2 pseudogenes are annotated in these 577 nt (G+C 52.5%); both read right to left on the reverse strand.

From position 1 onward, the window contains the following. Positions 1-326 (reverse strand): annotated as a pseudogene (locus ACI77I_RS32105) (lipase family protein); the annotation flags it as partial. Positions 327-331: 5 nt separating this feature from the next. Continuing rightward, positions 332-577, reverse strand: a pseudogene (locus tag ACI77I_RS32110) (hypothetical protein); the annotation flags it as partial.

Here is a 577-nt window from a genome sequence, read left to right on the forward strand (position 1 = left end):
GGGGATTGTTCCGCTGCGACTTGGAGGGCGGACAGGGGCAGTGGAAATGCATCACGTAATTTAAGTTTTTCGTACCAAGGATCGACCGAGCCGTTATAGGCTTTAGAAAGATCCAGCAGCGCAGGACCGCAATAGAAGTTCTCCACCTTGGCGTAGCCCTCGGCATCGAGCATCCCCGTATACTCTTGGTTCTGTCGATCAATCAATCGATAAACCAGCCCTGCATAAGGCCTGCCTTCTCCGTGCTCGTCCACAAGGCGAAAGCTCGTCCAGTGTCCACGTAAGGGGCAGCTCGCCACTTTGAATTCTTGACTGTCATCGTTCATCCCGATTACTCCTTGCAGTTGGGGTAGACCGTGCAGGTCTGGTCGTTCATTTGGAAGGTTTTGAAGGTGGGTGGTGTTTGACAGCTGATCCAACCTTCCTTAGGGATACATGGCTTCCACCCTTCAGGAAATTTGATCCATGTATCTCTGTAATAAGGCCGCTCCTCAGGGTTCACGCCGATGTCAAGATTGATGGTCTTGCCAGGCAACTGATCGCGCTGAACATAGGCGCCTGCGCCCTTGCAGATCAA

Source organism: Pseudomonas sp. D47 (assembly GCF_045447305.1).
In the GTDB taxonomy this organism is placed as follows: domain Bacteria; phylum Pseudomonadota; class Gammaproteobacteria; order Pseudomonadales; family Pseudomonadaceae; genus Aquipseudomonas.